The sequence below is a fragment of the Planococcus donghaensis genome (genome assembly GCF_001687665.2).
Lineage (GTDB): Bacteria > Bacillota > Bacilli > Bacillales_A > Planococcaceae > Planococcus > Planococcus donghaensis.
The window spans coordinates 2,063,530-2,090,517 of sequence record NZ_CP016543.2 but is presented as its reverse complement, the minus strand read 5'-3'; the positions used below and the strand labels follow the sequence as shown (position 1 = coordinate 2,090,517).

23 protein-coding genes are annotated in these 26,988 nt (G+C 40.0%); all 23 read left to right on the top strand.

What is annotated here, in order from left to right; genetic code table 11:
- Positions 1 to 94 precede the first annotated feature (94 nt).
- The 23 genes from dprA (at position 95) to BCM40_RS10390 (ending at position 26,987) form a co-directional block, all read left to right on the top strand.
- Complete coding sequence (dprA, locus tag BCM40_RS10500) at positions 95 to 991, top strand: DNA-processing protein DprA (RefSeq protein ID WP_065525965.1); 897 nt, start codon at positions 95 to 97, stop codon at positions 989 to 991.
- A 101-nt stretch (positions 992 to 1,092) separates the two neighbouring features.
- Positions 1,093 to 3,162 (top strand): type I DNA topoisomerase, encoded by a 2,070-nt coding sequence (topA, locus tag BCM40_RS10495; protein WP_065525966.1) that lies wholly within the window; start codon positions 1,093 to 1,095, stop codon positions 3,160 to 3,162.
- 20 nt (positions 3,163 to 3,182) lie between these two features.
- The gene (trmFO, locus tag BCM40_RS10490) at positions 3,183 to 4,493 is read left to right on the top strand and encodes an FADH(2)-oxidizing methylenetetrahydrofolate--tRNA-(uracil(54)-C(5))-methyltransferase TrmFO (RefSeq protein ID WP_065525967.1); all 1,311 of its coding nucleotides are present in this window, start codon (positions 3,183 to 3,185) and stop codon (positions 4,491 to 4,493) included.
- Between the two features lie 67 nt (positions 4,494 to 4,560).
- Positions 4,561 to 5,454, top strand: a complete 894-nt coding sequence (xerC, locus tag BCM40_RS10485) for a tyrosine recombinase XerC (protein ID WP_065525968.1) — start codon at positions 4,561 to 4,563, stop codon at positions 5,452 to 5,454.
- A gap of 16 nt (positions 5,455 to 5,470) precedes the next feature.
- Positions 5,471 to 6,016 (top strand): ATP-dependent protease subunit HslV, encoded by a 546-nt coding sequence (gene hslV / locus BCM40_RS10480; protein WP_008497953.1) that lies wholly within the window; start codon positions 5,471 to 5,473, stop codon positions 6,014 to 6,016.
- Positions 6,016 to 7,413 (top strand): ATP-dependent protease ATPase subunit HslU, encoded by a 1,398-nt coding sequence (gene hslU, locus BCM40_RS10475; RefSeq protein WP_065525969.1) that lies wholly within the window; start codon positions 6,016 to 6,018, stop codon positions 7,411 to 7,413. Before hslV ends, hslU begins: the two co-directional genes overlap by 1 nt.
- 86 nt (positions 7,414 to 7,499) lie before the next feature.
- Positions 7,500 to 8,279 (top strand): GTP-sensing pleiotropic transcriptional regulator CodY, encoded by a 780-nt coding sequence (gene codY, locus BCM40_RS10470; protein ID WP_008430854.1) that lies wholly within the window; start codon positions 7,500 to 7,502, stop codon positions 8,277 to 8,279.
- A gap of 223 nt (positions 8,280 to 8,502) precedes the next feature.
- A complete protein-coding gene (rpsB, locus tag BCM40_RS10465) occupies positions 8,503 to 9,219 on the top strand; it encodes a 30S ribosomal protein S2 (protein WP_008430856.1) in 717 nt (238 codons plus the stop codon).
- An 89-nt stretch (positions 9,220 to 9,308) separates the two neighbouring features.
- Positions 9,309 to 10,193, top strand: coding sequence for a translation elongation factor Ts (tsf, locus tag BCM40_RS10460; RefSeq protein ID WP_065525970.1), 885 nt, complete (start codon positions 9,309 to 9,311; stop codon positions 10,191 to 10,193).
- A gap of 81 nt (positions 10,194 to 10,274) precedes the next feature.
- A complete protein-coding gene (gene pyrH, locus BCM40_RS10455; RefSeq protein WP_008430861.1) occupies positions 10,275 to 11,000 on the top strand; it encodes a UMP kinase in 726 nt (241 codons plus the stop codon).
- Entirely contained in the window at positions 11,000 to 11,557 is a 558-nt protein-coding gene (frr, locus tag BCM40_RS10450) for a ribosome recycling factor (RefSeq protein WP_065525971.1), read from the top strand. The genes pyrH and frr overlap by 1 nt, the downstream gene beginning before the upstream one ends.
- 152 nt (positions 11,558 to 11,709) lie before the next feature.
- Positions 11,710 to 12,501 (top strand): undecaprenyl pyrophosphate synthase, encoded by a 792-nt coding sequence (locus BCM40_RS10445; RefSeq protein WP_065525972.1) that lies wholly within the window; start codon positions 11,710 to 11,712, stop codon positions 12,499 to 12,501.
- Complete coding sequence (locus BCM40_RS10440) at positions 12,498 to 13,289, top strand: phosphatidate cytidylyltransferase (protein ID WP_065525973.1); 792 nt, start codon at positions 12,498 to 12,500, stop codon at positions 13,287 to 13,289. The genes BCM40_RS10445 and BCM40_RS10440 overlap by 4 nt, the downstream gene beginning before the upstream one ends.
- A gap of 16 nt (positions 13,290 to 13,305) precedes the next feature.
- Complete coding sequence (dxr, locus tag BCM40_RS10435) at positions 13,306 to 14,451, top strand: 1-deoxy-D-xylulose-5-phosphate reductoisomerase (RefSeq protein ID WP_065525974.1); 1,146 nt, start codon at positions 13,306 to 13,308, stop codon at positions 14,449 to 14,451.
- A 42-nt stretch (positions 14,452 to 14,493) separates the two neighbouring features.
- Positions 14,494 to 15,753 (top strand): RIP metalloprotease RseP, encoded by a 1,260-nt coding sequence (gene rseP, locus BCM40_RS10430; RefSeq protein WP_065525975.1) that lies wholly within the window; start codon positions 14,494 to 14,496, stop codon positions 15,751 to 15,753.
- A 98-nt stretch (positions 15,754 to 15,851) separates the two neighbouring features.
- Complete coding sequence (locus tag BCM40_RS10425) at positions 15,852 to 17,555, top strand: proline--tRNA ligase (protein ID WP_065525976.1); 1,704 nt, start codon at positions 15,852 to 15,854, stop codon at positions 17,553 to 17,555.
- Between the two features lie 129 nt (positions 17,556 to 17,684).
- Positions 17,685 to 21,992 (top strand): PolC-type DNA polymerase III, encoded by a 4,308-nt coding sequence (locus BCM40_RS10420; RefSeq protein WP_065525977.1) that lies wholly within the window; start codon positions 17,685 to 17,687, stop codon positions 21,990 to 21,992.
- 126 nt (positions 21,993 to 22,118) lie between these two features.
- Positions 22,119 to 22,604 (top strand): ribosome maturation factor RimP, encoded by a 486-nt coding sequence (rimP, locus tag BCM40_RS10415; protein WP_008430872.1) that lies wholly within the window; start codon positions 22,119 to 22,121, stop codon positions 22,602 to 22,604.
- A gap of 20 nt (positions 22,605 to 22,624) precedes the next feature.
- On the top strand, positions 22,625 to 23,752 hold the full coding sequence (gene nusA / locus BCM40_RS10410) for a transcription termination factor NusA (RefSeq protein WP_065525978.1): 1,128 nt from the start codon (positions 22,625 to 22,627) through the stop codon (positions 23,750 to 23,752).
- A gap of 20 nt (positions 23,753 to 23,772) precedes the next feature.
- The gene (gene rnpM / locus BCM40_RS10405; protein ID WP_008430874.1) at positions 23,773 to 24,051 is read left to right on the top strand and encodes an RNase P modulator RnpM; all 279 of its coding nucleotides are present in this window, start codon (positions 23,773 to 23,775) and stop codon (positions 24,049 to 24,051) included.
- Positions 24,051 to 24,395: a YlxQ family RNA-binding protein gene (locus BCM40_RS10400; RefSeq protein WP_065525979.1), complete on the top strand. Its 345-nt coding sequence runs from the start codon at positions 24,051 to 24,053 to the stop codon at positions 24,393 to 24,395. The genes rnpM and BCM40_RS10400 overlap by 1 nt, the downstream gene beginning before the upstream one ends.
- Positions 24,373 to 26,712 (top strand): translation initiation factor IF-2, encoded by a 2,340-nt coding sequence (infB, locus tag BCM40_RS10395; protein WP_065525980.1) that lies wholly within the window; start codon positions 24,373 to 24,375, stop codon positions 26,710 to 26,712. The genes BCM40_RS10400 and infB overlap by 23 nt, the downstream gene beginning before the upstream one ends.
- Complete coding sequence (locus tag BCM40_RS10390; RefSeq protein WP_008430878.1) at positions 26,709 to 26,987, top strand: DUF503 domain-containing protein; 279 nt, start codon at positions 26,709 to 26,711, stop codon at positions 26,985 to 26,987. The genes infB and BCM40_RS10390 overlap by 4 nt, the downstream gene beginning before the upstream one ends.
- Position 26,988: the final 1 nt, after the last annotated feature.

The window sequence follows — 26,988 nt, the reverse complement described above, 5'->3', positions numbered from 1 at the left end:
AGTTTACGCCAATAGAAAAACAGATTAAAATGAAAAGAAGGTGGTTTTCTTCGACTCACCTTAATGGATTCCAAAAATGAACAGGAGGAACAACATGAACAATGAATTTACAGAACGGTTATTGGCATTGCATTACGTATATCCAAAAAGTTTGAAAAAGTTATTGCCGCTATTTACGGATGATCCAAACTTAACTAAGCTTGAACGAAAATCTCCGAATGAGTTAATGTGGTTACTAAACATTAAATTAGAACAAGCAATAAAACTAAAAACCTCATACAGTCAATCCCTGACATACCCCTTACAAGAAACCTACGCCAAATATAAGATACTCCCCATATCTTATCAACACCCACTTTATCCTGAGAGTTTACTTGAGTTAATCGACCCTCCTGCCATACTTTATGCTAAAGGAGACCTCACATTATTAAAAAATTCTCGAAAAATAGCCATAATTGGATCACGTAAAGCCACCTCCTATTCTCAAAAAGCTCTGCAAAAAATCGTTCCGCCGCTTGTAGAAAAAAACTTTATCATTGTCAGCGGTCTAGCAAAAGGTGCGGATGCGATGGCCCATCAAAAAGCAATTGATTTGGGTGGGCATACAATCGCCGTTACAGGTAGTGGTTTTTTACATCCTTATCCAAAAGAAAACGCAAACTTAAACAATATAATAGAAGAAAGCCATCTCGTTTTAACCGAATATCCACCATATGTGAAGCCTGAAAAATGGAATTTCCCGATGAGAAATCGCATTATTAGTGGATTATCTAAAGGAATTATCGTAACAGAAGCTCAAGTGAAAAGTGGCACATTAAGCACAATTGAACACGCATTAGATCATGGAAAAGATATTTTCGCAGTCCCAGGAAATATTGATTCTTTGTTATCTGAAGGGCCGCATAAATTGATAGTAGAAGGTGCAAAACCGGTATGGAACGGATGGCAAGTGCTCGAAGAATACCAACATATGACAGTTGGAAAAGAATGAAAAAAACGAAAACCCTTGCATTAAGCTAAAAACTGTTATACATTTTGCAACAGGTAATTCTTTTAAGCAGTTTTGAGAAACCTCTATGAGGAGGAAAAATTATGGCGGATTTTTTAGTGATTGTGGAATCGCCTGCAAAGGCTAAAACAATCGAACGGTATTTGGGTAAGAAATATAAAGTCCGTGCTTCACTTGGACATTTACGCGATTTGCCCCGAAGTCAAATGGGTGTAGACGTGGAAAATAATTATGAACCTCGTTATATTACAATCAGAGGTAAAGGACCAATCTTACAAGATCTTAAAAAAGAAGCAAAAAAAGCAAAGAAAGTCTTTCTCGCGGCTGACCCTGACAGAGAAGGAGAAGCAATTGCGTGGCATTTAGCTACGGCACTTGGCATTGATCAAACTTCAGATTGTCGGGTCGTCTTTAATGAAATTACAAAAGATGCAATTAAAGAATCATTTAAGCATCCACGCAAAATCGATATGGACTTAGTCGATGCACAACAAGCACGCCGAATTTTAGATCGTCTTGTTGGATATAGCATCAGTCCTTTGCTTTGGAAAAAAGTAAAAAAAGGATTATCAGCTGGACGCGTCCAATCTGTAGCGTTAAGGTTAGTCATTGATCGGGAAAACGAAATCAAAGGTTTTGAGCCAGAAGAATACTGGTCCATTACTGGAGAGTTTGAAAAATCAAAAAAGAAATTTGAAGCACAATTTTATGGCAACACAAAAGAAAAAATGAAATTGAACAATGAAGCCGATGTCAAAGAAGTATTGTCAACGATGTCTGGAAAAAACTTTACAGTAAACCGCGTGGTGAAAAAAGAGAGAAAAAGAAATCCCTCCCCTTCTTTTACAACTTCTTCACTCCAACAAGAAGCTGCCCGCAAGTTAAACTTCCGAGCTAAAAAGACAATGATGCTAGCGCAACAATTGTATGAAGGTATTGCAGTAGGCAAAGAAGGCATCACAGGTTTAATCACGTATATGCGAACAGATTCGACGCGGATTTCAGATACGGCGAAAAAAGATACTATCGACTTTATCGTTGAAAAATATGGCGAAGAGTACGTTACACAAAAAGTAGCTGCGAAACAGTCAGCTAAATCGCAAGATGCCCACGAAGCAGTGCGTCCCACAAGTGTCATGCGGACACCAGAATCAATGAAGAGCATTCTTTCGCGCGACCTTTATCGTCTGTATAAACTTATTTGGGATCGTTTTGTTGCAAGTCAAATGTCTTCGGCCGTGTTAGATACAGTAATGGCTGAATTGCAAAATGGTGAAGCGGTATTTCGTGCAAATGGTTCGCAAGTGAAATTTCCAGGCTTCATGAAGTTGTATATTGAAGGCACGGATGATCAAAAAGAAGAAAAAGATAATATTTTACCGGAAATGGCTGAAGGGGACGTAGTAAAAGCAGTAGATATTACACCAAATCAGCATTTTACGCAGCCGCCTCCGCGTTTTACAGAGGCCCGTTTAGTACGAGCACTTGAAGAGCTTGGAATAGGACGTCCGTCGACCTACGCACCGACATTAGATACAATTCAAAAGCGTGGGTATGTCACACTAGATGCAAAACGATTTATACCAACAGAGTTGGGTGAAATTGTTCATCAGCTAGTACTTGAATTTTTCCCGGATATATTAAACATCGAATTTACCGCTAAAATGGAGCATGATTTGGATACTGTCGAAGAAGGCGAAATCGAATGGCGCTCAATTATCGATGCATTTTACCGGAAGTTCGAAAAAAATGTCGAAGTCGCAGAAAATGAAATGGAAAAAGTACAGATCAAAGATGAACCGGCTGGCGAAGATTGTGAATTATGTGGTTCACCGATGGTTTATAAATTAGGTCGCTACGGGAAATTCATGGCTTGCAGTAATTTCCCGGAATGTCGAAATACAAAAGCTATTGTAAAACATATTGGGGTGACATGCCCGACGTGTAAACAAGGTGAAATTGTTGAACGAAAAAGTAAGAAACGACGCATCTTCTACGGTTGTGAGCGTTATCCGGAATGTGAATTTGTCTCATGGGATAAACCAATTGAGCGACCATGTCCGAAATGTAGCGAGTTATTAGTAGAGAAAAAAGTGAAAAAAGGCGTGCAAATTAGTTGTACAAGCTGTGATTATAAAGAAGAAGTTCAATAATAATATAGAGGTGTTTAGAAATGACGAAATATGTAAACGTAATTGGTGCAGGGTTAGCTGGGAGTGAAGCAGCTTGGCAAATCGCAAAACGCGGAGTAAATGTCCGGTTGTTTGAAATGCGCCCGGTTCAACAAACGGCTGCACATCATACAGATAAATTTGCAGAACTGGTTTGCAGTAATTCTTTGCGTGCTAATTCACTAACGAATGCTGTTGGCGTAATCAAAGAAGAAATGCGTAAATTGGACTCAGTTATCATCGAATCAGCAGATGGCGCATCTGTACCAGCGGGTGGGGCACTAGCGGTTGATCGTCACGAATTTGCGGCGGCAGTAACTGATAAAGTGAAAAACCACCCATTAGTAGAAGTGATCAACGAAGAAGTAACTGAAATTCCAGAAGGCATTACGATTATTGCAACCGGTCCATTAACTTCTCCGGCACTAGCTGAGAAGATTCGCAAGTTGACGGGCGAAGAATATTTGTATTTTTATGATGCAGCAGCGCCAATCGTTGAAAAAGACAGCATCGATATGGATAAAGTGTATTTGAAATCTCGCTACGACAAAGGAGAAGCAGCTTATCTAAACTGTCCAATGACAGAAGAAGAGTTTAAACGATTCCATACAGCACTTGTTGAAGCTGAAGTAGTACCTTTGAAAGAGTTTGAGAAAGAAATTTACTTTGAAGGGTGTATGCCTGTTGAAGTAATGGCGGCTAGGGGCGAGAAAACGTTAACATTCGGACCAATGAAGCCAGTAGGATTGGAAGATCCAAAAACAGGAGAACGTCCATATGCAGTTGTTCAACTTCGTCAAGATGACGCAGCTGGAACACTTTACAATATTGTTGGTTTCCAAACCCACCTTAAATGGGGACCTCAAAAAGAAGTGTTAAAATTGATCCCAGGCTTGGAGAATGTTGAAATTGTCCGTTACGGTGTGATGCACCGTAACACGTTTATCAATTCACCGCGTGTGCTAAGACCAACTTATCAACTAAAGGCAGATGATAACATTTTCTTTGCTGGTCAAATGACAGGTGTAGAAGGCTATGTTGAATCTGCGGGAAGCGGATTGTTGGCGGGTATTAACGCTGCGAAGTTGGCATTAGGTGAAGAGTTACTGGTTTTCCCAGCTGAAACTGCATTAGGGAGTATGGCGCGATACATCACGGAAGCAGACAGCAAGAATTTCCAACCGATGAATGTTAACTTCGGATTGTTCCCTGATTTAGGCGAACGTATTCGTTCAAAACAAGAGCGTGCAGAAAAACATGCAAACCGTGCACTTGAATCAATTCAAAATTATATGAATACAGTAACTGTTTAATTGATAAAAGCCTCTAAATGTTGTTATAATTTAGAGGCTTTTCTATTTGCTGAAAGGTGGAGCGCGTATGAAGAAAGAAAAGATGCTGGAATCTTTTATGAGTTATATCCAACTGGAGAAAAATTATTCTACACATACCGTCCACCATTATGAACATGATTTGGCGGATTTTTTTCTGTTTCTAAATGCTGAAGGTGTGCCAGACATACAAGAAGTCGAATATATACATGCTAGAAATTATGTTACGAAATTATATGATGCTAAGTTATCAAGAACAACAGTTTCTAGAAAAATCTCTGCCATTCGATCGTTTTTCCGTTATGCCAATCGGGAGTACGGCTTAGACGAAGCTGCATTTAGATCACTATATCATCCTAAAAAAGAAGAACGACTGCCGCAATTTTTTTATGAAGAAGAACTAGCGCAGCTTTTTAAGTCGGTTCAAGGTGAAGACAAATTGTCGGTTCGTAATACAGCGTTGCTTGAATTACTCTATGCAACGGGCATGCGAGTTAGCGAATGTGTTTCTATTCGATTGAATGATTTAGATCAAACGATGCAAATTGTGAAAGTGATGGGAAAAGGAAGGAAAGAACGCTATATTCCTTATGGTCAGTTTGCACAAGATGCGTTGGAACATTATCTCGAAGACGCACGTCCTAAACTGATGAAGAAACAAGATCATGATTATTTATTCGTTAATAGTCGTGGTGAGGTCGTTACGGATCGTGGCATTCGCCATATTTTAAGTGAATGCATGAAAAAGGCTTCGGTCAATTCTTCTATTTATCCGCATATGATTCGCCATACATTTGCAACGCACCTGATTAATAACGGGGCCGATATTCGGACTGTGCAGGAATTATTGGGGCACTCTCATTTAAGTTCCACCCAAGTATATACACACGTCACAAAAGAACATTTACGAAATACGTATTTGAATTCACATCCACGAGCTTAGAAAGGGGCATTTTACAATGCAAGAATTTCATGCAACCACAATATTTGCAGTTCGACATAACGGTCAATGTGCAATGTCAGGTGATGGTCAAGTTACATTTGGTAATGCTGTCGTAATGAAGCATACAGCAAGAAAAGTGCGTAAATTATATAATGGGCAAGTATTGACGGGGTTCGCAGGGTCCGTTGCAGATGCTTTTACACTGTTTGAAATGTTTGAAGGAAAGTTAACGGAGTATAACGGCAATCTTCAAAGAGCAGCTGTAGAACTAGCTAAGCAATGGCGTGGAGACAAAATGCTACGCCAATTAGAAGCCATGCTTATTATTATGAACAAAGATGAACTATTGTTAGTATCGGGAACTGGCGAAGTGATTGAGCCGGATGATGGCATATTAGCGATTGGCTCTGGTGGTAACTATGCATTAGCAGCTGGACGTGCACTGAAAAAATTTGCTGGAGATCATTTTACAGCAGCAGAAATTGCGAAATCAGCTTTAGAAACTGCAGCAGATATTTGTGTCTATACTAATCACCAAATTGTTGTGGAGGAATTGTCCTAATGAAAAACCAGACGGATTTAACGCCAAGACAAATTACAAACCATTTAGATCGATACATTGTTGGTCAAAAAGATGCGAAGCGTTCCATTGCGATTGCATTGCGAAATCGCTACCGTAGAAGTCGGTTGGACGAAGAAATGCGCGGTGAAGTAATTCCTAAAAATATTTTAATGATTGGTCCGACTGGGGTCGGAAAAACAGAAATTGCTCGTCGTATTGCGAAATTAACGGGTGCGCCATTTATAAAAGTTGAAGCAACAAAGTTTACTGAAGTTGGTTATGTCGGTCGTGATGTTGAATCGATGGTGCGTGATTTAGTAGAAGCATCGGTGCGGATCGTCAAAGAAGAAAAATACGAAGCAGTTAAATTCCAAGCAGAAACAGCAGCTAACGAACGAATCGTTAAATTATTAGCACCTTCTATGCGCAAAAAACAAACAAACCAAAATCCGCTAGAAATGCTTTTTGGACAAAAACTTGATCAGGAAGATGAAGAACCAACTGCAGAGGTTGAAGTCCGAGTGAAAAGAAGAGAAATCGCTGCTGACTTAAAAGCAGGAAAGTTAGAAGAAGAATGGGTAACCGTTGAAGTGGTTGAAAACTCACTTTCTATGTTTGATGCTCTACAAGGTTCGGGAATGGAACAAATGGGGGCAAATATGCAAGATGCATTTTCTTCTCTTATGCCAAAGAAAAAGAAAAAACGCCGTTTACGTGTGAAAGAAGCTCGACGTGTATTGACAACAGAAGAAGCAGCTAAGTTAGTAGACGATGAAGAAGTGGGAATGGAAGCAATTGAACGTGCTGAACAGCATGGCATTATCTTTATTGATGAGATGGATAAAATAGCGAGTAAAAGCAATTCGTCATCTGCCGATGTATCAAGAGAAGGTGTACAGCGAGACATTTTACCAATTGTTGAAGGATCTACTGTTTCGACAAAATATGGAGCAGTCAAAACAGATTATATGCTGTTTGTTGCTGCCGGTGCATTTCATATGTCGAAACCATCTGATTTAATCCCAGAGTTGCAGGGCCGCTTTCCAATTCGAGTAGAATTGCAAAAGCTAGAAGTTGAAGATTTTGTAAAAATATTAACAGAACCAAAACATTCTTTGATAAATCAGTATAAAGCCCTTCTCGAAACAGAGGGAATTGTGGTACACTTCAGTGATGCCTCAATAATCAGACTTGCAGAAATTGCATACGAAGTAAATCAAGACACAGATAACATCGGTGCGCGCAGGCTGCATACCATCCTGGAGCGCCTTTTGGAAGATTTGTCTTTTGAAGCTTCCGAGATTTCTCCAGCGCAAATTGACATTACTGTCCAATATGTGAACGAAAAACTCGAAAATGTGGCAAAAAATAAAGATTTGTCACAATTTATTCTGTAAAACAAGGCGTAATAGTTTCATTAAGGTGTAAAAACCTTTAGAATATTGAATAAATAGGGTACGAATACTGTAGGAGGTTCATTTAAATGAATTTATTAGGAAAAACAAGACGAATTAACTCGATGCTGGAAGCAGCAGGCGGAAAAAAAGTAAACTTTAAAGATATGGCTGAAACTTTGAGCGAAGTTATTGAATGTAACGCGTTCGTAGTAAGCCGTAAAGGTAAAGTGTTGGGTTATGCAATTAACCAACAAATCGAAAACGAACGTATGAAAGGTATGCTTGAAGATCGTCAGTTCCCAGCTGAGTATACTCAAAAACTTTCAAACATCACTGAAACAACTGAAAACTTGGACGTAAACAGTGAACATACGATCTTCCCAGTTGAAGAGCGTGAGTTGTTCAAAGATGGTCTTACAACAATCGTGCCAATTAACGGTGGCGGTGAGCGTCTTGGAACATTGCTTCTTGGTCGTGTAGAAGCAGAATTCCACGATGATGATTTAATTCTTGGAGAATACGGTGCAACAGTAGTAGGGATGGAAATCCTTCGCGAAAAAGGTGACCGCATTGAAGAGGAAGCACGTAGTAAAGCAGTTGTTCAAATGGCGATTTCTTCACTTTCATACAGTGAACTTGAAGCAATTGAGCACATTTTCGAAGAATTAGATGGCAACGAAGGATTACTAGTTGCATCTAAAATTGCTGACCGTGTAGGTATTACTCGTTCAGTAATCGTTAATGCACTTCGTAAACTTGAAAGTGCTGGCGTTATCGAATCACGTTCTCTAGGAATGAAAGGGACATACATTAAAGTATTAAACACAAAATTCCTTGCAGAACTTGAACAATTAAAAATGAACTAATGTTGTTTTGAAAAGATGCCGGAAATTTTTCGGCATCTTTTCTTTTGTCTATTTTGACGAATTGGTAGAAACTTGTTGCGTTCTTAAGCTGTAGCGTGATATAATTTCAAATGGTGTTAAATACACACGCATTTCGATTTGAGTCGTAGGTGCCCAAATGGGTGACGGTTCAGAGAAGAAAAATGCGGAGGGAAAAAAATAACCTATCAGGAGGAAACATATCATGGCAGTAATCTCAATGAAACAATTGTTAGAAGCTGGTGTACACTTCGGTCACCAAACTCGTCGTTGGAACCCGAAAATGAAAAAATATATTTTCGTGGAGCGTAACGGTATCTACATCATCGATCTACAAAAAACAGTTCGCAAACTGGAAGAAGCTTATAGCTTCATGAAACAAGTTGGCGAAGAAGGCGGAAAAGTGCTTTTCGTTGGTACGAAAAAACAAGCTCAAGACGCTATTAAAGAAGAAGCAGAACGCTCTGGTAACTATTACATCAACCAACGTTGGTTGGGTGGAACACTTACTAACTTCGGTACAATCCAAAAACGTGTGAACCGTTTGAAACAAATCGAACGCATGGAAGAAGATGGAACTTTTGAAGTTCTACCGAAAAAAGAAGTTGTTCAGTTGAAAAAACAACACGAACGTCTTGTTAAATTCCTAGGCGGTATCCGTGACATGAGTTCACTACCGGACGTAATGTTCGTAGTTGACCCACGTAAAGAACGCATTGCAGTTGCAGAAGCAATGAAATTGAACATCCCGATCGTTGGTATCGTTGATACTAACTGTGATCCAGATGAAATCGATTATGTTATTCCTGCAAACGACGATGCAATTCGCGCAGTTAAATTGTTAACTGGTAAAATGGCGGATGCTTTACTTGAGTCAAAACCGGAAGAAGATGAAGAAACTCAAGCTGAATCTGCTGAGTAATTCACGATTACACAGGTGATAAGCGGCCAACCCCTCTTATCACCTTTTTTTGAGAAAATAGCTACAAATTATGAAGGAGGAATTTAATCATGGCAGTTACAGCACAAATGGTAAAAGAATTACGCGCAAAAACAGGCGCAGGTATGATGGATTGCAAAAAAGCTTTAGTACAAACAGACGGTGATATGGAAGCAGCAATCGATTTCCTACGTGAAAAAGGTCTTTCAAGCGCATCTAAAAAAGCAGACCGTATTGCGGCTGAAGGAACAACTTCAATTCTTGTAAAAGATAATGAAGCTATTATCTTCGAAGTAAACGCAGAAACTGACTTTGTTGCGAAAAACGAAGGCTTCCAAACATTAGTATCAGAATTAGGAGAGCACTTGATCACAACTAAACCAGCTACAGTTGAAGAAGCTAACGCTTCTACAATGTCTAACGGTTTAACAGTTGCTGACCACATTTCAAACGCTATCGCTAAAATTGGTGAAAAAATCACTTTGCGTCGTTTTGAAATCCGTACGAAAACAGATGCAGATGCATTTGGACCATACCTACACATGGGCGGAAGAATTTCAGTATTAGTAGTTCTTGAAAACTCTACTGACTCAGATGCTGCGCGCGATATCGCTATGCACATTGCTGCTTTAAACCCTAAATACATTTCTCGTGACGAAGTTTCTGCTGATGAAGTAGAGCACGAGCGCAAAATTTTGACTGAGCAAGCATTAAACGAAGGCAAGCCTGAAAAAATCGTTGCTAAAATGGTTGAAGGCCGTCTTGGTAAATATTTCGAAGACATTTGCTTGCTTGACCAAGCATTCGTTAAAAACTCAGACCAAAAAGTTCGTGATTTCGCAGCTTCTACTGGTGGAACTGTTAAAGAATTCATCCGTTACGAAGTTGGAGAAGGAATCGAAAAACGTGAAGACAACTTTGCTGATGAAGTTATGAGCCAAGTTAACAAAAAATAAGATCGTTTATCATATGATTTAACTTGGGGAACACGTGAATGTGTTCCCTATTTTTCAATAAAAGTGTAACGGAGGGTACCGATGAGTGTTCAGCAATATAAACGCATTGTATTAAAACTAAGTGGTGAAGCAATGGCAGGAGGACAGGGTTTCGGATTGTCCCCTGAAATTATCAAATCAGTAGCAAGCCAAGTAAAAGAAGTGGTAGAACTCGGAGTAGAAGTCGCAGTTGTTGTAGGCGGCGGTAACATTTGGAGAGGTAAAGTCGGTTCTGAAATGGGTATGGATCGCGCAACTGCTGATTATATGGGCATGTTGGCGACAGTTATGAACTCATTGGCTTTACAAGATTCATTAGAAAAACAGGACGTTGAAACACGTGTACTGTCATCTATCGAAATGCGCCAAGTAGCTGAACCATATATCCGCAGAAGAGCCATTCGTCATTTAGAGAAAAAACGAGTTGTTATTTTTGCAGCAGGTACAGGAAATCCTTACTTCTCAACTGATACAACAGCAGCATTGCGTGCGGCGGAAATTGAAGCCGATGTCATCTTAATGGCGAAAAACAATGTTGATGGTGTGTACTCAGCTGATCCGAAGACGGATTCGACTGCTGTGAAATATGAAGAGCTTTCTTATTTCGACGTGATTCAACAAGGTTTGCAAGTGATGGATTCAACTGCTTCTACACTTTGTATGGACAATGATATCCCACTCGTAGTATTCTCTATTATGGAAAAAGGAAATATAAAAAGAGCTGTACTTGGAGAAAAAATCGGTACAGTAGTGAGGAGAACATTATAATGCCGAAATCAGTAATGAATGAAACCGAATCTAAAATGAATAATGCAATTCAAGCTTTTTCACGCGATTTAGCAGGAATCCGTGCTGGTCGTGCAACGCCATCAATTTTGGATAAATTGACAATCGATTATTACGGTTCTCCAACACCAGTAAACCAAGTAGCAGGAATTTCGGTTCCAGAAGCTCGCTTGATTATGATCCAGCCTTATGACAAATCGGTTCTTGGAGATATCGAAAAAGCGATTCTTAAATCTGACTTAGGTTTAAGTCCATCAAGCGATGGTTCTGTTATACGTTTAGCTGTACCAGCTTTAACAGAAGAACGTCGTAAAGACCTCGTTAAGCAAGTGAAAAAAGAAGCTGAAGAAGCGAAAATTGGAATCCGCAATATTCGTCGCGATGCAAATGACGAGTTTAAAAAACTTGAGAAGAAAAGTGAAATTACAGTTGATGACTTACGTGGATATTCCGATGATGTTCAGAAATTGACAGATGACAACATTGCGAAAATCGATGAAATGGCCAAAGATAAAGAAAAAGGAATTATGGAAGTTTAAATCGAACTTCATCTTTTGTAGAGCGTCCTGTTAAACAGGACGCTTTTTCATGCCAAAAATTACAGCTCTATTCTGAAAGAAGCGCACAATGCTGTTTTTTTTGATATGATAAGCAATAGACATGCCGATTTGTAATAGGTGGAGGATTAACTATGTTTAATAAACTATTAAAAAGAAATACTGATATGGTCATAGAAAACAAAGGTCGCTCAGGCTTGATTCCGAATGAAGAAGTTCCAGCACATATTGCAATTATTATGGACGGAAATGGACGTTGGGCAAAAAAACGTTCATTGCCAAGAGTAGCTGGACACCATGAAGGAATGAAGACCGTGCGCAAAGTAACAAAGCTTGCCAATGAACTAGGGGTAAGTGTATTAACTTTGTATGCATTTTCCACAGAAAACTGGAAACGGCCAAAAATTGAAGTGGATTTTTTGATGCGCTTGCCAGAAGAATTTTTAACAACCTTTTTACCAGAATTAGTCGAAGAAAATGTACGCGTAGAAATGATGGGGTATCATGAGAATTTACCAGCACATACATTAAAAGCTATTACTAAGGCAAAAGAAGCGACTAAAAATAATACAGGACTTATATTAAATTTCGCATTAAATTATGGAAGTCGTGCAGAAATTGTGGATGCAGTTAAAGGTATCGCAGCACAAGTAGCTGAAGGTACGTTAACGCTTGATGATATAAACGAAGACTTGATTACGGGAGGGCTAATGACAAAAGGCTTGCCTGAACCGGATTTGTTGATTCGTACTAGTGGTGAAGTCCGTTTAAGTAATTTTATGCTTTGGCAATTGGCTTATACCGAGTTTTGGTTTACGGAAACCTTGTGGCCCGACTTTAATGAAGATTCCTTACTTGAGGCGATTCAAATATACCAAAATCGTAATCGCCGGTATGGAGGGTTGAAAGGAGACGAAGCGAAATGAAACAACGGATTATAACAGGTGCTATTGCAGCGGCTTTTTTCATCCCTTTTGTTATTTATGGAGGCATTCCGTTTATATTACTTGTCTATATGTTAGGTACTGTAGCCTTGCAAGAATTATTGAAGATGAAAGGCCGGAGCTTACGGAGTATTCCTGGCCTTATTTCTCTAATAGCGCTTTATGCATTTATGCTCCCAACTCAATGGGCACAGCAAGTATTTGAATGGACTGGCTATGAAAAAATTGAATTTGCCTTTTTAGCTGTCATTTTGCTTTTAATACATACAGTAATTGTGAAAAATAGTTTTACTTTTGATGATGCGGCGTTTGCGATATTAGGAACGTTATATGTTGGAATTGGGTTCTTTTACTTTATTGAAACACGTGAAGCAAGTCTCAGTTATTTAATATTTGCATTATTAGTCGTGTGGTTTACCGATTCAGGCGCTTATTTTACAGGTCGTAAAATCGGAAAGCGAAAACTTTGGCCCGAAATTTCACCAAATAAAACGATCGAAGGGTTTGTTGGGGGAATTATTTGGGCAATTGGAATTGCTTTGATTTTTAATTATTTTATTCCTTTAAACCATCCGATTCTTTTAATCGCGATTGTTACAATCATCGCTTCCATCTTTGGCCAAATGGGAGATTTAGTGGAGTCTGCATTAAAACGTCATTTTAACGTGAAAGATTCAGGGACGATTTTGCCGGGGCATGGCGGAATATTGGATCGTTTTGACAGTATTTTGTTTGTGATGCCTTTGCTTCACTTTTTACATTTCATCTAAGAGAGGAAATTGCTAAATGGTTAAGAAAATTATATTACTGGGTGCTACAGGATCGATTGGTGTGCAAACAGCTGACATTATCCGGGAACATCCGAATGAATTCAAACTTGTTGGATTTGCTGCTGGAAAAAACATGGACATTACACGCAAATTAATTGCGGAATTTAAACCGGAAATTGTTTGTGTTCAACAACTAGAAGATGCAAGAACATTAGCAGCTGAATATCCGCGTGTGTCATTTGTGAGTGGCGCTAAAGGTTTAATCGAAATTGCTGTGTACGATGCAGATGTACTTGTTAATGCAGTGCTTGGCAGTGTAGGACTCGAGCCTACATTAGAAGCAATCAAGCTTGGCCGCACCATCGCGATTGCAAATAAAGAAACGCTCGTTACGGCGGGCCATTTAGTAATGGATAGCGCTAGACATTATGGTGCTGACATTCTACCAGTTGATAGTGAACACTCTGCGTTGTTTCAAGCGCTAAATGGCGAAAAGCTAGAGCAAGCCAGCCGGTTAATTTTAACGGCTTCTGGGGGCAGTTTCCGCGACTTAACACGCGAACAATTGAAAAACGTTACGGTACAAGATGCTTTAAATCACCCGAACTGGTCGATGGGCTCAAAAATCACCATTGATTCCGCAACTATGGTCAACAAAGGATTAGAAGTTATCGAAGCGCATGTACTATTTGATTTTGCGTATGCTGATATTGATGTCGTGCTTCACCGTGAAAGCATTATTCATTCGATGGTTGAATTCCAAGATACAAGTGTGATGGCGCAACTTGGGACTCCAGATATGCGGGTACCAATTCAATACGCTTTATCTTATCCTGACCGCCTTCCGCGTCCTGAAGCTAAACGCTTAAATTTAGCTGAAATTGGTCAATTGAATTTCAAAGAAATGGACTACAAACGTTTCCGTGCATTGCAATTAGCATTTGATGCTGGAATTGCTGGCGGCACTATGACTACCGTTTTAAATGCTGCGAACGAACAAGCTGTTGCCTTATTCCTTAATGAAGAAATTACGTTTTTGCAGATTGAGGAAATGATTGAGCGCGCAATGGATCAGCACGAAGTTTTAGCCAATCCAGATTTGGAAACGATATTGCATGTGGATGCTGAAACAAGAAAATTCGTTAAAAAAATGCTAAAATGACTAAAGATCAAAACCGAATAAGTTTATAAGGGTGGGTTCAAAATGGAAACGGTTATCTCGTTTATAATAATTTTCGGTGCTTTAGTATTTTTCCATGAATTTGGTCATTTTCTTTTTGCAAAACGGGCGGGCATTTTAGTTCGTGAATTTGCAATTGGGATGGGTCCGAAAATTTTGGGCATCACCAAAGGAGAAACGCTTTACACATTACGGTTATTGCCAATTGGCGGCTATGTGCGTATGGCGGGCGAAGATATGGACACGATCCAGCTTCAGGCAGGCCATCGCATCGGTATATTATTAAACAAAGAAGGATTAGCTAAAAAAATAATCATGAACCAAAAGCATGTTTATCCTGAAATATTGTTTCTAGAAGTAGAAGAAGCAGATTTGGAAAAAGAGCTTTGGATCAAAGGTTACGACGAAGAAGAAAAGTTAGTGCGCATTAATGTGGCACGAGACGCTGTTGTTGAAGAAAATGGCAGAGAAATTATTTTAGCGCCATACGATCGACAATTTGATTCGAAAACAGTAGGCAAGCGATTTATGACGATTTTTGCAGGGCCACTTTTCAATTTCATTTTAGCGTTTCTTATTTTTACAGCACTTGGTATGATGCAAGGAGTTCCAACTTTTGAACCTGTCATTACGGAAGTAACGGAAGAAAGTCCGGCAGCTGAAGCAGGAATGCAAAATGGTGATTTGGTAACCTCAATCGAAGGAAACTCAATTGCTACATGGGACGAGTTAGTTGAATCTGTTCAAAACAATGCTGGAAATCCTTTAGCTTTTGAAGTGGAACGTGATGGCGAACCGTTAGACTTTACTATTACGCCTGAAGTTGCAGAGCAATCTGCTGAAAAAGTCGGCGTGATCGGTGTGCTCTACCAAAGTCCGATGGAAAAAGATTTTCTAGGTTCATTTGCATATGGCGCGGAACGAACCATCTTTTGGTTTAAGGAAATTTTCCGTCTACTCGGAATGCTGGTTACAGGCCAGTTTACAATTGATGCCTTATCAGGCCCTGTAGGAATCTACAAAACAACTGAAGAAGTTGCTAAATATGGATTTTTCACATTGATGAGCTGGGCTGGTATGTTAAGTATCAACCTCGGTATTATGAACTTGCTTCCATTGCCAGCACTTGATGGTGGTCGTTTAATGTTCTTTATCGTCGAAGCAATACGTGGCAAACCTGTAGATCGACAAAAAGAAGGAATGGTCCATTTTGTAGGGATTATGCTTCTCATGCTTCTTATGCTTGTAGTTACTTGGAATGATATTCAAAAGTATTTCTTTTAATAGCAGCACTTGAAATACCGGACAGGCGATTTATTTGCCTGTCCTAAACTTTTAATACTTTACTAAAAATTTTATAGTCAGTTGAGGTGTATTTTGGAATGAAACAAACAGCAACGTTTATCCCGACTTTACGCGAAACTCCAGCCGATGCAGAAGTAAGATCGCATCAGCTATTATTACGCGCAGGCTTTATCCGACAAAATACGAGCGGTATTTACTCATTCTTACCGCTTGGAAAACGTGTACTTCAAAAAGTTGAAACCGTTATTCGTGAAGAAATGGAAGCTGCAAATAGCGTTGAAATCTTTATGCCTGCACTTCAACAAGCTGAATTGTGGCAAGAGTCTGGTCGCTGGTATTCTTACGGCGATGAATTGATGCGTTTAAAGGATCGTAATGATCGTGAATTTGCATTAGGGGCAACCCATGAAGAAGTTATTACGAGCTTATTGCGTGATGAGATCAAATCTTATAAAAAATTACCGTTAAATTTGTTCCAAATTCAATCGAAGTTTAGAGATGAAAAACGTCCTCGCTTTGGTTTGTTGCGCGGCCGTGAGTTTTTAATGAAAGATGCATATTCGTTCCATGCCACAACTGAAAGTTTAGATGATACGTATGAGGTAATGATGCAAGCATATACGAATACCTTTACGCGTCTTGGATTGAATTTCCGTGCAGTTATTGCAGATTCAGGTGCAATTGGTGGAAAAGACAATCACGAATTTATGGTGTTGTCGGAAATAGGTGAAGATACAATCGCTTATTCAGATACGTCTTCATACGCTGCGAATATTGAAATGGCGGCAGTTAATGTAAGCTATCCAGTTTCAGATGAAACTCCTGAAACGTTGGAAAAAGTTGCAACGCCAGGTAAAAATACAATTACAGACGTGGCAGAGTTTTTTGGAACTACTGCTGATAAATGCATTAAAACAATGGTCTTTAAAGCGGATGAGGAATTGGTTATCGTTTTAGCAAGAGGCGATCATGAAGTAAACGATGTTAAAGTTAAACATGCTACCGGTGCTAAAGTTATCGAGATGGCAACACCAGAAGAAGTACAACAATTATTAGGTTGTGATATTGGTTCCTTAGGACCTATCAATTTGCCTGAAGATATTCGTTTGTTTGCTGATCATGCAGTTGAAAACATGGTAAATGGAATTGCGGGAGCTAATGAAAGTGGCTATCATTTTAAAAATGTTACACCCGGAAAAGATTTTACAGTTCCTGCTTTCCACGATCTTCGCTTTATCCAAGAAGGCGACGCTTCTCCAGACGGACAAGGAACGATTCAATTTGCTAAAGGCATTGAAGTAGGACATATATTTAAATTGGGCACAACTTACAGCATTCCATTAAAAGGTACATTCTTAAACGATCAAGGAAAATCAATGCCATATATTATGGGATGTTATGGAATTGGGGTATCACGTGTACTAGCTGCAGTTGCCGAACAGTTCCAAGACGAAAATGGCTTTACATGGCCAGACGTTGTTGCTCCTTATGAAGTTCATCTAGTACCGGTTAATGTTAAAGACGACACACAACGCGAACTTGGCGAAGAACTGTATGCGTTATTAAAAGAAAACCGTTATGAAGTATTACTCGATGACCGTAAAGAGCGAGCGGGAGTGAAATTTGCAGATGCCGATTTAATTGGCTTGCCAATTCGCATCACAATTGGTAAAAAAGCTGCAGAAGGAATTTTAGAAGTGAAAATACGTCGTACAGGTGAAACATTTGAATGGACACGTGACGAAGTACTTGAGAAAATACAGCAGTTTTTTAAAAAATAACAGCGAAATCTGATATGATGAAAGGAAAGTACATATTGTACTTTCCTTTCTTTTTCTGCTTGCTTTAGAAGCTTTTGAAAGAACGTAAGCTAGCACTTTTCTTAAATCACTACCATGAAGGGGATAATTATGACAAACGAGCAAGACTCCAAGATGCGATTCAAATTGCTACTTCAGCATCTCGAATTAACGGAAGATGTACACATGCCTTTTTTCGAAGAAGCTGAATTGACACGGATGACCGTCCATAAAAAAGAACGTTCCTGGAAATTTATTGTGAAATTGAAGAATATCTTGCCGATTGACTTGTATCTATTATTAAAAGAACGTCTATATAGCACATTTTCTCCAATTGCTCGAGTTCAACTAAACATTGAAACCGCACAAGAAACGGCACAGGAAGACTTAGTATTATCTTATTGGAAATATGCTGTTGAAGAATTGGCAGACATGGCACCGCCACTACGTGAGCGGTTATTGTCACAAGCGCCAGTATGGAATGGTAACAAATTATTATTACAATGCAGTCATGAACATGAAATGATGGCATTAAAATCAAAATACAGTGATAAATTAGCGGGGGTTTATCGTCAATTTGGATTTCCGCACGTAGCCATTGATTTTCAACTTTCAGACGAAAATCAAGAAGCCGCTCATGCAGCTTTTATGGCAGAACGTTTACGTGAAGAAGAAGAAATGGCGAAAAAAGCATTGTCGGATATGAAAAAGCGAGAAACCAGCCAGAAAGAAAATGGGGCTCCTTCAGGGCCGTTCCAAATGGGCTCTGCGATCAAACCGGATGAAAATATCGTTGACATTAAATCTATTGTGGACGAAGAACGCCGCGTAACAATCGAAGGTTATGTCTTTGATGCCGAAGTAAGAGAGCTAAGAAGCGGGCGTTCGCTGCTAACAGTTAAAATAACGGATTATACCGATTCAATCCTAGTGAAGATGTTCTCACGCGATAAAGAAGATGCGGAACTAATGGCTAATGCGAAAAAAGGCATGTGGTTAAAAGCACGTGGCTCGATTCAGACGGATACGTTCGTTCGCGATTTAGTCATGATGGCGCAAGATATGGTGGAGATCAAACCAGAACTTCGACGTGATACTGCCGAAGAAAAACGTGTTGAGTTGCATTTGCACACACCAATGAGCCAAATGGACGCGGTTTCGTCTGTCGATTCATTGGTTAGCCAAGCGGCAAAATGGGGACACCCTGCCATCGCTATTACGGATCACGCTGGTGTCCAATCTTTTCCTGATGCCTATGCAGCTAGTAAAAAGCACGGCATTAAAGCAATTTTTGGACTAGAAGCGAATTTAGTAGATGATGGCGTACCGATTGCTTATGAAGAACGCCATGCGCTATTAGAAGAAGAAACCTTCGTGGTGTTTGACTTAGAGACCACAGGCTTGTCTGCTGTTTACGACACCATCATTGAGTTAGCTGCTGTAAAGATTAAAGGCGGTCAAATCATTGATAAATTCGAAAGTTTTGCCAACCCGCATCACGAACTGTCATCGACGACCATCGATTTAACCGGGATTACAGACGACATGGTGAAAAATGCGCCAGAAGTAGAAGAAGTTATTCGCAAGTACCACGAATGGGCAGGCGACCATATTATGGTTGCTCATAACGCGTCATTTGATATGGGCTTTTTGTATGTTTGCTATAAAAAATATGGCATTGATACCGTACACGCCACAATCGATACATTAGAGTTAGCGCGTATGCTTCACCCTGAATTGAAAAATCATAGACTGAATACATTAGCCAAAAAGTTTGGCATTGAGCTAACGCAGCATCACAGAGCCATTTACGATACGGAAGCAACTTCGTATTTGTTGACGCATCTTTTAAAAGAAGCGGATCAAAAAGGTATTTTGTATCATGATCAATTAAATGATTATGTGGGTAGTGGCGATGCGTATAAACGGTCACGCCCGACACACTGTACATTGCTCGCGCAAAACGACGAAGGGTTGAAAAACCTATTCAAACTAGTATCTGCTTCGCATATCAATTATTTCTACCGTGTGCCACGTATTCCGCGGTCGTTGCTGCAAAAGCATCGAAAAGGGCTACTAGTCGGTTCCGGCTGCGATAAAGGTGAAGTATTTGAAGCAGTTATGCAAAAATCGATGGAAGAAGTTGAAAAGACGGCTCAATTTTATGATTACTTAGAAGTTCATCCGAAAGAAGTATATTCTCATTTGATTGAACGAGAAATGATTCGAGATGAATGGAATTTAGAAGATATTATCCGCAAGCTCGTAAAAATTAGTCGCAAGTTAGAGATTCCGTTAGTGGCGACTGGTAATGTTCATTACTTGGATGAAACAGATGCTATATTCCGCCAAGTACTAATTGGCTCTCAAGGTGGAGCGAATCCATTAAACCGTACGAAATTGCCGAAAGTACATTTTAGAACAACAAATGAAATGCTAGATGCATTTGATTTTCTTGGAAGTGAAACGGCGCATGAACTTGTAGTGACCAATTCATTGAAAATTTCTGACATGATTGATGTCGTGAAACCCATTAAAGATGAACTGTACACACCAAAAATTGAAGGTGCGGACGAGGAAGTTCGAGAGCTAAGTTATAATATGGCTCAACAAATTTATGGCTCTCCTTTACCTGAAATTGTAGAAGCGCGAATTGAAAAAGAACTGAAATCCATTATCGGTCACGGGTTTGCGGTTATCTATTTGATTTCCCATAAACTCGTTAAAAAATCATTAGATGATGGTTACTTAGTTGGCTCGCGTGGTTCGGTCGGTTCATCGCTCGTTGCAACATTAACTGAAATCACCGAAGTAAACCCATTGCCACCCCATTATATTTGTAGAAAATGCAAAAAATCCGAGTTTTTTGATGATGGATCTGTCGGTTCAGGGTTTGATTTGAAAGATAAAAACTGCCCTGACTGCGATGTTCCGTATCAAAAAGAAGGACAAGATATACCGTTTGAAACGTTTTTAGGATTTAAAGGGGATAAAGTTCCCGATATCGATTTAAACTTTAGTGGGGAGTATCAGTCGAAAGCTCACAACTATACAAAAGAATTGTTTGGTGAGGATAATGTGTTTCGTGCGGGAACAATCGGGACAGTTGCCGAGAAAACCGCTTATGGTTATGTTCGCGGTTATGCGAACGACCGCGATATGACGATTCGTGGCGCAGAAATTGATCGACTTGTGCAAGGGTGTTCAGGCGTTAAACGGAGTACGGGGCAGCACCCTGGGGGAATTATTGTTGTTCCAGATTATATGGATATTTATGATTTTTCACCGATTCAATTCCCAGCAGATGCCCAAGATTCCGAATGGAAGACGACGCATTTTGATTTCCATTCGATTCATGATAATTTACTCAAACTAGATATACTCGGTCACGATGATCCGACAGTAATTCGGATGCTCCAAGATTTATCGGGAATAGATCCGAAAACCATTCCGACGGATGATCCGGAAGTTATGAAGATTTTTGCTGGTCCTGAAACGCTTGGCGTAACAAAAGAACAAATTGGTTGTAAGACCGGTACACTCGGTATTCCTGAGTTTGGTACACGATTTGTTCGTCAAATGCTTGAAGAAACAAAACCGAATACGTTCTCAGAACTGGTCCAGATTTCAGGACTGTCTCACGGGACGGACGTTTGGCTGAGTAACGCACAAGAACTAATTCAAAACGGAACATGTCAGCTATCAGATGTAATTGGTTGCCGAGATGACATTATGGTTTACTTGATTTATCAAGGACTAGAGTCTTCACTAGCATTTAAAATTATGGAATCTGTTCGTAAAGGGAAAGGCTTAACGCCTGAATTTGAAGAAGCGATGAAAAAAGAAGGCGTACCAAACTGGTATATCGAATCATGTAAAAAGATCAAGTACATGTTCCCGAAAGCCCACGCGGCAGCTTACGTGTTAATGGCTGTTCGGATTGCTTATTTCAAAGTTCATTTCCCAATTCTTTATTACGCGGCATACTTTACGGTTCGTGCTGAAGATTTTGATGTCAATGCAATGTCTAAAGGGTCACAATCGATTCGGTCAGTGATTGATGACATTAACTCAAAAGGCCTTGAAGCTTCAACTAAAGAGAAAAACTTGTTAACAGTTATGGAACTAACGCTTGAAATGGTAGAGCGTGGTTATACTTTCCAAAAAGTAGATTTGTATAAATCATCTGCTGATCAATTCATTATTGAAGGGAAAAGTTTAATACCGCCGTTTAATGCTATTCCGGGATTAGGAACTAACGCGGCGAAATCAATCGTAGCTGCGCGTGAACATGGAGAATTTTTATCGAAAGAAGATTTACAACAACGTGGTCGTGTTTCGAAAACAATCATCGAATACATGGATGATCACGGTTGTTTAGAAGGTATGCCAGAAGCGAATCAGCTGTCACTGTTCTAGTCAGTTGCACCACGGCGCGGTTTATGGTATTATTGTAGTAACATTTACTGAATAGCTCTGTCGCAGAAGAGTGGGTTCTCCCGCTCTTTTCTGTTTGTTATGGCGAAAAATTAGCGGGAGGCATGTATGAGCAAAATCACAGAACAAATCGAGCAAATAGCACAACCAATTACGAGCGAACTAGGACTAGAACTTGTAGACGTGGAATTTTTAAAAGAAGGTCGCGATTGGTTTTTACGCGTGTACGTAGACAATCCAGAAGCACCGATTGATATCGAACAATGTGCTTTAGTAAGTGAAAAACTAAGTGGGATTTTGGATGAATTAGATCCAATTGAACAAAACTATTTCTTGGAAGTTTCATCTCCAGGAGCAGAACGACCATTAAAGAAAGAAAAAGATTTTGAAAAAGCAATCGGTAAATTCATTTACATCAAAACGTATGAGCCTGTTGAAGATGCAAAAGAGTTTGAAGGTTATTTAAAATCGTATGACGATGAACAAGTAGAAATTGAAATTAAAATCAAAACACGCAGAAAAATAATCAGTATTGCAAAAAACAAAATTGCAGTTATCCGTTTGGCCATTGATTTTTCTGTTAAACCTGATTGAAGAACCTGGGAGTGAATAAAATGAGCAGTGAGTTATTGGATGCTTTTGAAGTATTGGAAAAACAAAAAGGAATTTCGCGTGAAGTTCTAATTGAAGCGATTGAAGCAGCATTAGTTACAGCGTACAAACGAAATTTTAACCAAGCACAAAATGTGCGTGTTGATTTAAATTTAAATACGGGAACAATGCTAGTGTATTCTCGTAAAGATGTTGTAGAAGAAGTAGAAGATGAGCGTCTTCACATCTCGTTGGAAGATGCTAAAGTCATCAACCCTGCATACGAACTAGGAGATGTTGTAGAGGAAGAAGTAACACCTCGTAACTTTGGTCGTATTGCGGCTCAAACAGCAAAACAAGTGGTGACACAACGTGTTCGTGAAGCTGAACGCGGCTTGATCTTTGAAGAGTTTGTTGATCGTGCAGATGATATCGTTAACGGTATTGTTGAACGCATGGACGCTCGTAATTTATACGTTGGACTTGGCAAAGTGGAGGCTGTGCTTCCGCAGACAGAACAAATGCCAAATGAACATTACAAACCGCATGATCGCATTAAAGTGTACATCACAAAAGTAGAACGCACGACACGCGGACCACAAGTATTTGTTTCACGCACACATCCAGGACTACTGCGCCGTTTATTCGAAAACGAAGTGCCTGAAATTTATGATGGCATTGTTGAGATCAAGTCAATCGCACGTGAAGCAGGAGACCGTTCAAAAATCTCGGTTTTTGCTCATCGCGACGATATCGACCCAGTGGGTTCATGTGTTGGATCAAAAGGTGGCCGTGTTCAAACAATCGTTAACGAGTTAAGCGGAGAAAAAATTGATATTGTAGAATGGTCAGAAGAACCGGTAATTTTTGTAGCTAACGCACTTAGCCCATCTAAAGTATTAGATGTACAAGTAAACGAAGAAGCGAAATCGACAACTGTTGTTGTACCGGATTATCAATTGTCTCTTGCTATCGGTAAACGGGGACAAAATGCTCGTTTAGCAGCAAAATTAACAGGTTGGAAAATCGACATTAAGAGTGAAACAGATGCACGTGAACTTGGAATTTATCCAAACGAGAATTCTAACATCGAATTATTAGAATCTGGTGAAGAACTGGATGACTTTGATTTTTACGAAGACAAAGAATAACGTAGAAAAGGTGATGTCCGTTGGCTCTACAAAAGAAAATTCCATTACGGAAGTGTGTAGCTACAGGCGAGATGCATCCTAAAAAAGAAATGACCCGCGTTGTCCGTTCAAAAGAAGGCGAAGTATCCGTCGATTTGACAGGCAAAAAGTCAGGACGCGGCGCATATCTTTCGAAATCGGAAGATGCCATCGCGACTGCCCGCAAAAAGAAAGTACTGGACAAACAATTAGAAGTTAAAGTTCCAGACGAAATTTATGATGAGTTAATTCGCGTCGTTCTTAGAGAGCAGTTGAAATAATGACCAAAGAAAAAGTCCTACAATTACTTGGACTCGCTACACGTGCAAGAATGACCATTTCGGGTGAAGAAATGTCCGTGAGCGAAGTTCGAAAAGGTAAAGCAAAATTAGTGATTCTTTCTGAAGATGCTTCAGACAACACAAGTAAGAAATTGCATGATAAATGCAAATCGAACGGAGTAGAGATCCGCGTTTTTGGATCCCGTTACGAGTTGGGACATGCAATAGGTAAAGAAGAGCGGGTAGTAATTGCAGTTACAGATGCAGGATTTGCAAAAAAACTAACTAGCTTGATCGAAGAAATTAATCGGGGGCGAGCAGATGACCAAAATTCGAGTACATGAATACGCGAAAAAAGTAGATAAGCCAAGTAAAGAAATCATCAATGAATTGTCAAAACTAAATGTCAAAGTTCAAAACCATATGGCAACATTGGAAGATTCTGATGTAACAAAATTAGACAGCATTTACAAAAATGCTGGAGCTGGGCAACGTCCACAAGCACAATCTCGTCCAGCAAGCCAGTCACGTCCGTCACAAGGCCAATCTCGTCCATCACAAGGAAGCCAGTCGCGTCCAACGCAAGGCCAACGTCCGTCACAAGGAAGTCAGTCTCGTCCAGCGCAAGGCCAACGCCCTTCAGGACAAGGAAGCCAGTCACGTCCGGCAGCAGCACCGAGTCAAGGACAATCCCGTTCACAAGGGAATGGTCAGCGTCCAACAGCACCTGCAAAATCGGGTTCAAACTTTACACCAAAAGCAGCGAAACCAACAGCAGGACCAGGACAGCGTTCTTCAGGACGTCCAGGCGGCGGAAACCGTAACGGATTCCAAAACCGTAAAGGGAAAGGCAAACAGCAGCAACCGGTAAATCCGTTGCCACCAATGCCTAAAAAAGAAAAAGAATTACCGGCTAAAATCACGTTTAGTGAGTCATTAACGGTAGCTGAACTTGCGAAAAAATTAGGACGCGAGCCGTCTGAAATTATTAAAAAATTATTCATGCTTGGTGCAATGGCTACCATTAACCAAGAGTTGGATAAAGATACAATTGAATTGATTTGTGCTGAATATGAGGTTGAAGTAGAAGAAGAGATCTTAGTGGACAAAACAGATCTTGAAGTTTATTTCGAACCAGAAGATGAAAGCTTAAACGAAGAACGTCCGCCAGTTGTTACAATCATGGGGCACGTTGACCATGGTAAAACAACTTTACTAGATTCAATTCGTCACACTAAAGTTACTGCTGGCGAAGCAGGCGGAATTACACAACATATTGGTGCTTACCAAGTTGTTGATAACGGCAAAAAAATTACGTTCCTAGATACTCCTGGTCACGCAGCGTTTACAACAATGCGCGCACGCGGAGCTAAAGTAACAGATCTTGCGATTATCGTTGTAGCAGCTGATGACGGTGTTATGCCACAAACAGTTGAAGCGATTAACCACGCGAAAGCAGCAGAAGTTCCAATCATTATTGCCGTAAACAAAATGGACAAGCCAAGTGCTAATCCAGATCGTGTAATGCAAGAATTGACTGAGCATGGACTAGTTGCAGAAGCATGGGGCGGCGACACGATTTTTGTACCGATTTCAGCTTTATCTGGAGACGGTATCGATTCACTTCTTGAAATGGTCCTACTTGTATCAGAAGTTGGCGAATTAAAAGCGAACCCTGCACGTCGTGCGATTGGGACAGTTATTGAAGCAGAGCTTGATAAAGGCCGCGGTTCAGTTGCTACACTTCTAGTACAAGATGGAACATTAAAAGTTGGAGACCCGATTGTTGTCGGTAATACATTTGGTCGTGTTCGTGCGATGGTATCTGATACAGGCCGTCGTGCAAAAGAAGCAGGCCCATCAACACCAGTTGAAATAACTGGATTGAACGATGTACCTCAAGCTGGAGACCGTTTTGTTGTCTTTGAAGACGAGAAAACAGCTCGCCAAGTTGGGGAAACACGCGCAACTTCAGCACTTCAAGTTCAGCGTTCTGAGAAGACTCGCGTGACACTTGATAACTTGTTTGATCAATTAAAACAAGGCGAAATGAAAGAACTTAACTTAATCGTTAAAGCTGACGTTCAAGGGGCAGTTGAAGCAATGGCTGCATCTCTTCTTAAACTTGATGTTGAAGGCGTAAATGTGAAAATCATTCACACAGGCGCTGGTGCGATTACAGAATCTGATATTTCATTGGCAGCTGCGTCTAACGCAATTGTGATCGGCTTTAACGTTCGTCCTGATGCAAACGCTAAGCGTGCTGCTGAAGCTGAAGGTGTAGACATTCGCTTACACCGCATTATTTATAAAGTGATCGAAGAAATTGAATTTGCTATGAAAGGATTGCTTGATCCTGAATTTGAAGAAAAAATTATTGGACAAGCAGAAATCCGTAGTACATTTAAAGTTTCTAAAGTGGGTACAATTGCCGGAAGTTATGTAACTGAAGGTAAAATTACTCGCGATAGCGGAGTTCGTGTGATTCGTGAAGGAATCGTCGTATTTGAAGGCGAAATCGACACATTGAAACGTTTTAAAGACGACGCTAAAGAAGTTGCAAAAGGATACGAATGTGGGATTACGATTAAAAACTTCAATGATGTAAAAGAAATGGACATTATCGAAGCGTACGTTATGGAAGAAATCAAACGTAAATGATCCTCTACATGGAATGCGAATTTTTCATTCCAACGGCACATTCGTTAAAAGATAAGCGGGCAGTAGTTAAAAGCATGCTGACCCGCAGTAGACAAAAATTCAACGTTTCCGCAGCAGAGATTGATCACCAAAATGTATGGCAACGAACTCGTCTCGCTTTTGTTATCGTTTCTTCCTCAAAAGAAGTAGCAGATAAAGAAATGGCGCAGGTTCTCTACTATTTGGAAAGCAATCCTGCCTGGGAATGCTTGGAGATTGAAAAAGAATATTTGTAAG